Origin of the sequence: Streptomyces sp. NPDC001933, from assembly GCF_042890955.1 — a bacterium.
Taxonomy (GTDB): domain Bacteria; phylum Actinomycetota; class Actinomycetes; order Streptomycetales; family Streptomycetaceae; genus Streptomyces.
Genome location: NZ_JBIASS010000003.1, coordinates 445666 through 452572 on the forward strand (window position 1 = coordinate 445666; position 6907 = coordinate 452572).

General features: G+C 73.6%; 5 protein-coding genes. All 5 read right to left on the minus strand.

Annotated features, from left to right (window positions below):
* Positions 1–4 precede the first annotated feature (4 nt).
* Positions 5–1183: an adenylyltransferase/sulfurtransferase MoeZ gene (gene moeZ, locus ACFYY7_RS09790; protein WP_388659198.1), complete on the minus strand. Its 1179-nt coding sequence runs from the start codon at positions 1181–1183 to the stop codon at positions 5–7.
* A gap of 85 nt (positions 1184–1268) precedes the next feature.
* A complete protein-coding gene (locus ACFYY7_RS09795; protein ID WP_388659200.1) occupies positions 1269–2099 on the minus strand; it encodes a spherulation-specific family 4 protein in 831 nt (276 codons plus the stop codon).
* On the minus strand, positions 2087–3052 hold the full coding sequence (locus tag ACFYY7_RS09800; RefSeq protein ID WP_072483872.1) for an NAD(P)-dependent oxidoreductase: 966 nt from the start codon (positions 3050–3052) through the stop codon (positions 2087–2089). Before ACFYY7_RS09800 ends, ACFYY7_RS09795 begins: the two co-directional genes overlap by 13 nt.
* 151 nt (positions 3053–3203) lie before the next feature.
* Complete coding sequence (locus ACFYY7_RS09805; protein ID WP_388659203.1) at positions 3204–4334, minus strand: hypothetical protein; 1131 nt, start codon at positions 4332–4334, stop codon at positions 3204–3206.
* A 532-nt stretch (positions 4335–4866) separates the two neighbouring features.
* Entirely contained in the window at positions 4867–6702 is a 1836-nt protein-coding gene (locus ACFYY7_RS09810) for a DUF3492 domain-containing protein (RefSeq protein WP_388659781.1), read from the minus strand.
* Positions 6703–6907 lie beyond the last annotated feature (205 nt).

The window sequence follows — 6907 nt, forward strand, 5'->3', positions numbered from 1 at the left end:
GTGCCTAGTACACCGGCTTCTCGGGCTCGATCTGGTTGACCCAGCCGATCACGCCGCCACCCACGTGCACCGCGTCGGCGAAGCCCGCCGACTTGAGGACCGCGAGGACCTCGGCGCTGCGGACGCCCGTCTTGCAGTGCAGGACGATGCGCTTGTCCTGCGGGAGGTCCTGGAGGGCGTTGCCCATCAGGAACTCGTTCTTCGGGATCAGCTTCGCGCCCGGGATCGAGACGATCTCGAACTCGTTCGGCTCACGGACGTCGATGATCTCGATCTTCTCGTCCGCGTCGATCCACTCCTTGAGCTGCTTGGGAGTGATCGTGGAGCCGAGCGCCGCCTCCTGGGCCTCCTCGGACACGACGCCGCAGAAGGCCTCGTAGTCGATGAGCTCGGTGACGGTGGGGTTCTCGCCGCAGACCGCGCAGTCGGGGTCCTTGCGGACCTTGACCTGGCGGTACTGCATCTCCAGGGCGTCGTAGATCATCAGCCGGCCGACCAGCGGGTCGCCGATACCGGCGAGCAGCTTGATGGCCTCGTTGACCTGGATGGAACCGATGGAAGCACAGAGCACCCCGAGCACGCCGCCCTCGGCGCAGGAGGGGACCATGCCCGGCGGGGGCGGCTCCGGGTAGAGGCAGCGGTAGCAGGGGCCGTGCTCGGACCAGAAGACGGACGCCTGGCCGTCGAACCGGTAGATCGAGCCCCAGATGTACGGCTTGTTCAGCAGTACGGCCGCGTCGTTGACCAGATAGCGGGTGGCGAAGTTGTCCGTGCCGTCCACGATCAGGTCGTACTGGGCGAAGATGTCCATCACGTTGTCGGCTTCGAGCCGCTCCTCGTGAAGGACCACGTTGACGTACGGGTTGATGCCCAGCACCGAGTCCCTGGCGGACTCGGCCTTGGAGCGCCCGATGTCGGACTGACTGTGGATGATCTGGCGCTGCAGGTTCGACTCGTCGACCTCGTCGAACTCCACGATGCCGAGCGTTCCGACACCGGCCGCGGCCAGGTACATCAGGGCCGGCGAACCGAGACCGCCGGCGCCGACACAGAGCACCTTCGCGTTCTTCAGCCGCTTCTGTCCGTCCATCCCGACATCCGGGATGATCAGGTGGCGGGAGTACCTGCGGACCTCGTCGACGGTGAGCTCAGCAGCTGGCTCGACCAGGGGTGGCAGCGACACAGGAACCTCAACAATGCAGGTGGTCGGTTTCTACGTACTTCATCTACGTACGGTTGTTCTTGCCGTAACACTGCCACGCTCCTCCTCATTCCGAGATACCAGGTCCGATCCGCGAGACGATTTCGTCCCAGTACCTGGGCAGCGCCGCGAATGGATCGATTTGCCCCTGTTGTCCGTCTCGGTCCGTGAAGAAGATCGTGCCCGCGCCCTGCCAGCGGGCGATGCGCATGGCCTCGTCGAGGTGGGTGCGCGGAACGCCGTGGACGAAGTGCGCGAACCGCTCCGGCGGATAGGAGGCGGTCCACTCCGCCACCTGCGACCAGCGGTAGTCCGTCCACGGTCCGCAGAAGGTGACCAGCTGGTCGGCGGCCTCCGCGTAGCCGGGGTGGGGATGGGTGCCCAGCCCGAGCACCAGTGGCCCGCTCCCCTCCCCGTACGGCGGGTCGCCGTGTTCCAGGAGCGTGGCGAGTGTGCTGGTGAGACGGCGCACCGCCGGCAGCTCGGCGCGCCCGGCCGGGCAGCGGCCGAGATAGAAGCCGTCGACGCGGTACCAGTCGAGGAACGACTGCGCGTCGGCGATCAGTTCCCCGAAGGGGCGGCTGCCGAAGGCCAGATCGAGATGGCCGAGCAGCCGGCCGCCCGCCGCACGGACCGAGTCGCGCGGATCCTCGCCGTGCACGGCCCGCTCGCGCGCGTTGCGGAGCCGGCCCGCGGCCTCCAGGCAGTGCGGATCGGGGCGGGCGCCCGGGCCGTCGTCGATGTTGAGGACGGCCCAGTGCAGCGGGGTTCCGGGGCGGGCCAGTTCGGCCCACTCGGCCGGTGCGAGCAGCGGGTGCGCGTAGCCGGGCACGCCGAAACCGAACTGCTCGGCGCCGCCGGTCCGGCGAGCCGTTCCGGTACTGGTCAGATACGGCACGCCGCCTCCATCCAGATGTCGGCGAGGGACTCCTCCAGGTTGATCCTGGGGCGCCAGCCGAGCCGGTCCCTGGCAGTGCGGACGTCGGCCTGCTGCCAGGCGCCGCAGCCGTCCGGGTAGGGGGACGGGGTCGCCGAGAGGTGCTCGATGACCGACTCGGTCGAGGTGCGCGGGGCACCGATGGGCAGCCGGGGCGGGGGCGCGTCGAGCTCGTGGAGTGCGCCCGCGTACCCGGCGACCCTGGCGAGGACGGCCGCCGCGTCCCGCAGGCGCACGGCGCGGCCGGTGCCGATGTTGACGACGCCCTGGGCGGCGGAGAGCGAGGCGGCGTGCACGGCGCGGGCGACATCTCGTACGTCCACGAAGTCGCGCTGCACGCCGAGGCCGCTGAGTTTCAGCTCGCCGTCGCCGGACTGCATGGCCCGGCGCATCGCCTCGGCGAGCCTGCCGAGCGGGGAACCGGCCGGGGTGCCCGGACCGACCGGGGAGAAGACCCGCAGCACCACCGCGTCGAGGCCGGAGCCGAGGACGAGTTCGGTGGCGGCGAGCTTGCTGACGCCGTACGGGCCGCCGGGGCGCGGAATCGCGTCCTCGGCGGTGGACGAGCCGGGCTGCGAGGGCCCGTACTCCGAGGAGCAGCCGACCTGGACGAGCCGGGCCGTGCAGCCGCTGCGCCGCATCGCCTCGCAGACCGTGGCGACGGCGACGGTGTTGTGGCGGGTGAGATCGCGGGCCCCGCCGCGGGTGGCGCCCGCGCAGTTGACGACCACTCCGGGGTGGACGGCGTCCAGAAAACGGGTCAGCGCGCCGGGGCTCCCGCTGGCGAGGTCGAACCGTACGTCGGCGTCGTCGCCGCGGCCGAGCGCCGTGAGGTGCACGGCAGGGTCGGCGAGCAGGCGGTCGGCCACGAACCGGCCGAGGAATCCGTTGGCTCCGAGCAGCAGCACCCTCATCGCGCGCCCCCTCGGCGCCGACGGCGAGCTGCCGGTGAAGGGGATTGGGGGGTCATGTCCGGTGTCTCCTTGAGAAGTGAGGTGTGTTTGTGGGGCAATGACCCGCGGCGTCGGCTCCGCGGGGCGTGCAATGGCAGTGGTGCGGCTGTGGTTAAGCGGCGGCCGGGCCTTCGTCGACCGGCCGGCCGGTGGTGGTGGTGTGGGCGGACGCCCGGGAGAGGACGACGGTGGCGGCGATCAGCAGCCCGAGCGCTGCTCCCCCGCACGCGATGGCGGGTACGGATCCGGTGCCGGACGTCATGACGAGGAGGTCGACGGGGCGGGCGAGGAAGTGCAGATGGGGCAGCCGCCCGGCCAGGACCAGCGCGGGAGCGAGCGCCTCGACCACGCAGGCGAAGGCGAGTCCGCCGGCGGCGAGCTCGGGGAACCCGTGCACGGTCAGCAGCCGGGCCAGCAGGAGGAGCACCCCGAGAGCGGCCGCCCCGACGAACGCCCCGCCGCCCCCGTACGCCAGGTGCGCGAGGTACAGCAGACCGGCGACGGCGCAGAGATGAAGTGCGACGGCCCCGAACAGCAGGGGGCGCACACCCGCGGCGAACTCCTCCAGCGCACGGCTGCCGATGAGCCGGCGGTGCGCGTGTACGTCAAAGAGGTGGGCGCACCAGGTGGCCGGGGCGAGGGCGAGGGCCAGGCCCAGCAGCGGTGCGGGGGTGACCTCCCAGGGGCCTTCGGGGCCGCCGCTGAGCACCTGGTCGAGCAGCGGTTCGCCGTACATGACGTAGCCGAGGAGCCAGCAGCCGTACACGTTGGCCGTGCCCGAGGAGCGGCCTTCGGCGTGCAGGGGGCCGCTGCGCAGGCTGAACGCGAGCCCGGTGAGTGCGAGGAGCGCCCCGGCGAGGGCGATCGCGAGCCGGGCCCGGCCGTCGAGCGCCCCCTCGGTGAGTCCGAGTGCGCCGACGGTCGCGATGCAGGCGGCGCCCGGCAGCAGCGCGCGAAGCGACCAGGCGGCGCGCGTCGCGATGTCGCGCTCCGGCGCGTCGGGGCCGGTCGTGGCCTGTGCCGCCACGCCGGGCACCCGTGCGAACAGCTCCTCGGCGAGCGAGAAGACATCGCGGTGCCGGTAGCGGGCGGCTGAGCGGTCGGTGACGCCATTGGCTTCGAGCCCGGCGGCGACTTCCAGCGGATCGACGGCCCGTTCGCACAGCTCGCGGTGGCGGTGCATCAGCGATTTCACGGGGTCGGCGGGGCCACGGCGCGAGGCGTTGAGCCGACGCGCGGGCACGGGGCGCGCAATCTCGGGGGCGCGGGCGGGGCGGGGGTCACCGGTGGCTACGGGGGTCGCGGAGATCTCCGGGGCCGCAGGGGTCTCAGAAGCCGCAGGGGTCTCAGAAGCTGCGGGGGGCTCAGAAGCTGCGGGAGTCCCGGGGGTCCCCGCAAGCGCCGCAGACTCGGATGACACCGCAGGCTCGGAAAGCCCCGCAGGCTCGGACGGCACCGCAGGCACGCCCGGCCCCGGCGCCGCCGCCGGCCCAGCCGTCCCCGCTGCCCCCGCTGGATCCGATTCCGGCTCCGTGCCCCCGCCCGCGTCCTCGCCCGCGTCCCCGGCCAGGGACGGCTCGGAGACCAGGGCCCGGGAGCGGAGGTCCCAGCTTCCGCCGGTGGTCGGAGCGGCAGGTGCGTCGGACGCCTCGGTCGGGCGGCCCATGGTGATTCCTCCGTGATCGTCGTCGGCCGCGCCGGACCCCTGCGGTCCGCCTCGTCCCGGCCCGGCAGGCTCCTGCCCCTGCCCCTGTCCTTGCGGACGTTGTTCACGTTCACGCATCGCCGCCACCCGCTCCCCGCGCTCCCGCGCAGACGGTCCGGGGCCCGGCGGCGGCCCAGCTGGGCGTGCGGCCGGCCGGGGCGGCGCCCGAGACCGTCCACGGACCCGGGACCCGCGCCTCCGGCGGGGTGGCGAACGGGCGCGGTTCGCCGTCGGCGTCCACTGCCTCGGCCTCCCTGCGCACCGGGGCGTGCGAGATCAGCTCCAGGTAGATGCCGCGGAATGCCGCGAGGTTCTGGTCGACGGTGAAGAGTTCGAGCGCGCGGGCGCGCGCCGCCGCTCCGAGCCGTGCACGGCGCTCGGGGTCGCGCAGCAGCGCGATACAGGCGTCGGCCAGAGCCCGGGGGTTGCGCGGGGGCACCACGAGCCCGGTGCCGCCGATGACCTCGACGACCGCGCCGACATCCGTCGACACCGTGGCCCGGCCGCAGAACATCGCCTCGACGAGACCGGTCGGGAAGCCCTCCGTCACGCTGGACAGGACGACGACCCCGCCCGCCGCGTAGGCGTCCGTCAGCTCGGGTACCTCTGCCTCGCCGAGCTCCTCGAAGGAGACCGGGTTGTCCCCGATGGCGTGCGCGTCCGTGGCCTCGTCGGGGAACAGCTGGGCGGCGAGCGCCCGGCAGTGCGCGAGATAGGCCCCACCCTCCGCGCCCTCCGCACCCTCCGTGCCCCGGGCCGGGGCGCCGATGATCCTCAGCCGGGCGTCCGGCTCGGCCTTCCGTACCTCCGCGAAGGCGTGCAGCAGTGCGATCAGGTCCTTGGCCGGCTCGATCGGCCCGACCCAGACCAGGGTGTCGTCGGGACCGCTGTCGCCGCTCTCCCCCAGCGCCGTGAAGCGGTCGGACTCCATGCCGGGGTGGACGGTGCGCAGCTTCTCCCGCTCCGCGCCGCACCGCTCCTGCCAGCGGCGGGCGTGGGTGTTGCCCGGGGTGATGATCGCGGCCTGCCGGTACACCTCGGTGGCCAGCCGCCCGTGCAGGTTGGCGAGCAGGGCGCGCACCGGCGCGTTCAGCATGGTGTCGGTCGCCGCGAGGTAGTGCGCCCGCAGCCGCACGCCGTGTTCGGTGACCAGCAGCGGCACCCCGAAGAAGCGTTTGGCCAGCAGTCCTGGCAGTGCGCCGGCGCCACCGGACGTCGCATGACAGAGGTCGACCGCGCCGAGGCCCTCCTCGTCGTACCAGTCGAGCGAGAGGGGGCGGAGCACCCGGTCGAGCTCCCGGGCGAAGGCGAGGAGGTCGGGGACGGTGGCGGTCTGGACGGTGCGCCCGGTGCCCGGGGCGCGGCAGGCCGCTTCGAGTACCCGCACGGCGGTTTCGGAGCGGAGGGCCGCGGTGAGTCCGCCGTGTTCGCGGGCCAGTTCGGCGAGTCCGTACAGGCCGTCCGTGAACTGCGCGTCCGCAACGGACGTACGCCCTTCGCCGCCCGGTTCCCCCGTACTCGCGGCACCGTCCTCGCCGCTCCCCGAGCCCCCCGCGCCCGCCGCACAGACCGAGGCCGCGAGCGCCGCGAAGTGCGCCTCGAAGCGCCGCCGTTCGCGCCGTCCGTACGGGCGGGCGCCGCCGCCGGTCACCATCCGGGCGAGCAGCCCCCTGGGGGCCCGGGTGCCCCGTACGTCTTCGTCGGCCGTCCAGAGCGGTGCCGTCCGTACCCGGCCGACCTGCGCCGGGAGCGGGACCCAGCCGCGCTCCTCCTGTTCGGCGGAGCGGCCGAGCGCGAAGAGATCGAACTCGTGCTGCGTGAGCCCGCGCACCAGACGGTCGCACCAGAGTCCGGACTCACCGCCGGCATACGGGTAACCACCGTCGGTGAGGAGTCCGATCCGCACGAGCACACCCCCGATCTCCCTTGTGGGCGGCCGCCGTTGGAATGGCGGCTCACAGCGGGACGACCGTAAGCGGATACGCCGGTGGTGGGGGGGGGGGGGGGGGGGGGGGGCCCCCCCCCGGGGGGGGGGGGGCGGGGCGCCCCGCCCCCCCCCCCCGGGGGGGGGGGCGGGGGGGGGGGGGGGCGGCCCGGGGGGGGGGGGGGGC